The 3079-nt window shown below is 40.0% G+C and carries 4 protein-coding genes; 2 read left to right on the plus strand and 2 right to left on the minus strand.

Features of this window, described 5'->3' with window-relative positions; genetic code table 11:
* The first annotated feature begins 570 nt into the window (after positions 1-570).
* Positions 571-735 carry a Fe3+ hydroxamate ABC transporter substrate-binding protein gene (locus ACH0QE_RS11475; RefSeq protein WP_415800816.1) on the plus strand — a complete coding sequence of 55 codons (165 nt, stop codon included), beginning with the start codon at positions 571-573 and terminating at the stop codon, positions 733-735.
* A 30-nt stretch (positions 736-765) separates the two neighbouring features.
* Here ACH0QE_RS11475 and ACH0QE_RS11480 read toward each other — a convergent pair whose 3' ends face one another.
* Both ACH0QE_RS11480 and ACH0QE_RS11485 read right to left on the minus strand, forming a co-directional pair.
* Positions 766-960 (minus strand): hypothetical protein, encoded by a 195-nt coding sequence (locus tag ACH0QE_RS11480; RefSeq protein ID WP_415800817.1) that lies wholly within the window; start codon positions 958-960, stop codon positions 766-768.
* 2 nt (positions 961-962) lie between these two features.
* The gene (locus tag ACH0QE_RS11485; protein ID WP_415800818.1) at positions 963-2372 is read right to left on the minus strand and encodes a LysM peptidoglycan-binding domain-containing protein; all 1410 of its coding nucleotides are present in this window, start codon (positions 2370-2372) and stop codon (positions 963-965) included.
* A gap of 163 nt (positions 2373-2535) precedes the next feature.
* Between ACH0QE_RS11485 and ACH0QE_RS11490 the strand changes: the two genes are divergently transcribed.
* Positions 2536-2904, plus strand: a complete 369-nt coding sequence (locus ACH0QE_RS11490; protein ID WP_215030914.1) for a hypothetical protein — start codon at positions 2536-2538, stop codon at positions 2902-2904.
* Positions 2905-3079: the final 175 nt, after the last annotated feature.

Consider the following 3079-nt stretch of genomic DNA (forward strand, 5'->3'; position numbering starts at 1 on the left):
ATGACACTCGGGTTTTCGCTTGTGGTCTTGACCGTGTGGGGACTGGCAGCGTTAATTGTTTCGTTTGCTGTGTTTATCAGGCAGGATATTTATTAAATTGATAAAACCCTGGCCAATTTTGGTCAGGGTTTTAATGATGCTAATGGTATTAGTGGATTGTTACAGCGGTTTTAACTGTTAGAGAGAACATATTAACGGTTGTGGAAGTTTTTTTTACGGTTAGAGGAAATATATTAACGGTTGTAGCCGTTTTATCAACGGTTAGCCAGAATTTATCAACGGTTGGAGTGATTTTAAAACCAATAGAAAGGTTTTTTGATTGATTGGAAGAAATGCAACATTAGTTTAGTACAAGAGATAGCACTTGTGATAAATCCGGTTATTTAATACCAGTTAGCATGAACTTAATACCAGTTTGAACAAAGATAATACCAGTTGGAATAGATATAATACCAGTTGCAACGAATATAATACCAGTTGAGAATCCAGTCTAGGTTAAAGGCTTCCATTTTGATAAACAGTTGAAACTTTTTTGTTAGAAAAAACGTATTTAAAACCGAGGTGAAGATCATGTTCAAAATTACGCCACATTGCTCGGTATGCAAGAAAGAAATCCAAGCTAATGAAGAGATTTTCGTTAAGATGAAGTATCCGAAATCCAAGGGGATGACGGAGATCAAAGCCTTTATCCAGTATCAGGGTAAAATTATTTGCGAAGAATGCAACAATAAATAGGAGGAACCCTCGATGTTTGTAGAAAAGCGGTCAGAAAAGTGAAGGAAGAAGAAGCAGGATGGCAGCTATACTTTTTGGGATTTCGTTTTTGATGTTCTGTTTTGGGTTCCAGAATTGATTATTCTTCCATTCCGGTTGCTTTTCTATTTGTTCAGGTTCCTTGCGAGGTCTATATTTGATGGCATCTAAAAATCCTGCGACTCCACTGATCGCAGGATTTTTCATATTTACAGCTTCTTAACCCTAAAGTTATTGTGCAGCACTGGCCAGTTTTGAGGAAATGATGGTCCTAATGTCCAGAAGCTGACTCCACGCAATCCATAATTTTTCACGGTATCGTACTTTGCCTGAACACTCCTCGCATCTTCGAACCAGACTTCATGCTGCTGGCCGTCTGCGTCGGTATAGCGGAAAAATGGGGATTGGTACGTTTCATTATATTGGATATTGACGCCCTGTTGCGCGGCAAGCTCTACTGCTCCTTTTGGGCTGACTGTTCGAGCATAGGTTCCTTGCACCCATGGGATGCGCCAGTCTCTTCCGTATAAAGGGACACCCATTAAGATTTTATCACGTGGAATGGCTGTTACAGCATAGTCCAACACTTTCCTAACTTCATTGATCGGCGCGATTGCCCATGGCCTGCCGCCTGACCAGCCCCATTCATATGTCATGATGACGACAAAATCAACAATTTCCCCGTGCGCATCGTAATCATGGGCTTCATATAGCAAACCTTCCTGATCGGCTCTTTGTTTTGGGGCCAGTGCAGTCGAGACTGTATAGCCTTCAGGATGCAAGCGTGCAACGGCTTTTCGTAAAAAGTTATTATAGTTTTCACGGTCTTCCGGATAGACGTATTCGAAATCGATATTCAAGCCGGTATATCCTTTTTCCTTCATTTTAGCAAGGATATTGGTTAACAATGTGTCCTGGACGGCTGGATTCCGCAAGATGGCGGCTGCTCTGTCTGAACTGAACGATCCATCAGCTTCATTAGTAATTGTCAACAATGGGGACGTGTTGGTCATATTTGCCGCTTGAAGAACATTTGTATCCTGTAGATTCAGGAGTGAGCCATCTTCACCCATCTTATAGGAAAAAGGAGCAAGATATGTGAAAAGATGCCCACGTGAAAGAACATTTCTTCTGCCTGTATCATCCATTCTCGTTATATAAGAGTTCACTTCAATCACAGGCTTTTGAGCCGGAATCCTCAGAACCCCACCAGGATAAATGACTGCTGGATTAGAAATATTGTTGGCCGCTGCTATTTGGTTCACAGTCACCCCGTATTTCTGGGCAATCGCCCACATGGTTTCGCCAGACTGGATGGAATGCATTAGATATGGCATCTGAAGCATTTGGCCAACAAAAATCAGCGAAGGGTCCGCGATATTGTTATAGGCAGCGAGCTCCTGAACTGTCACCCCGTAACGGGAGGCGATCGCCCATAAGCTGTCACCCTGCTGGACGACATACTCCCGGTTAGTTTCCGGAATTACAAGTGACTGTCCAACCACTAAAACATTGGGGTTATCCATTTCATTCACTAAAATAATCTGGTTTATGGCAGTTTGATAGCCTTGTGAAATCCCCCATAAAGTGTCTCCCGGTCTTACGACATGTATTTTCATATATAATCATCCTCCAACTTAAGGTACCTTTTATCATGATATGCCAGCAAAAGATGTCCTATCTGCAAATAGTTTATTTCTGAATATTTTGAATAAGTGTATATTTTTTTAAAATAACCGATATAATAGAGAGAAAAACTATAAAGATAAAAGGGGAAAATGTATGGTTACGTATGGCACTTTTTTACTTTTAGTAGAAGAGGCGGAGAAGTTGAACTGCAAGGTGATTTATGATTCTAAGAAGAAAATCAATTTTAATCCTAACATGTCCATAACGATTCCATTATCGACTACACTGGAAAATGTATATGCTTTTGCTCATGAGATTGGCCATTGTATTGATTTTGTTAATGGCGAACTCGACTATGAAAAATGGCTGAATGACTGGTCTTATCGAATTACTGCTGAAATGAGCGCATGGGTTAATGCCTATAAAATTTTGAAGAAGTTGAATGTGCCATTAGAGGGATGGAAGGATCATGTGGATTCCAAACTCTCGACTTATTTTAAATACCATGAAGTGATTGCATAGACTGGCTTAGGCCAGTTTTTTTGTAGTTAAGGAAACTACACTAGCGTTGCATAAATAAAATTAATTATTGTCAACCCGAAGATATAACCTAGTAATTGACACTAATGTTAAATATAACCTTTAATACACATAAAAAAATCCTTATAATTAGTAGGAAGGTCAATGTCCTGTCCAA

It is taken from the genome of Mesobacillus sp. (assembly GCF_047739415.1).
In the GTDB taxonomy this organism is placed as follows: Bacteria; Bacillota; Bacilli; order Bacillales; family Cytobacillaceae; genus Mesobacillus.

Bases quoted from the DNA above. Each gene is read 5' to 3' on its own strand.
- ACH0QE_RS11475 (WP_415800816.1), top strand. From the start codon at position 571: ATGTTCAAAATTACGCCACATTGCTCGGTATGCAAGAAAGAAATCCAA.
- ACH0QE_RS11480 (WP_415800817.1), bottom strand. From the start codon at position 960: ATGAAAAATCCTGCGATCAGTGGAGTCGCAGGATTTTTAGATGCCATC.
- ACH0QE_RS11485 (WP_415800818.1), bottom strand. From the start codon at position 2,372: ATGAAAATACATGTCGTAAGACCGGGAGACACTTTATGGGGGATTTCA.
- ACH0QE_RS11490 (WP_215030914.1), top strand. From the start codon at position 2,536: ATGGTTACGTATGGCACTTTTTTACTTTTAGTAGAAGAGGCGGAGAAG.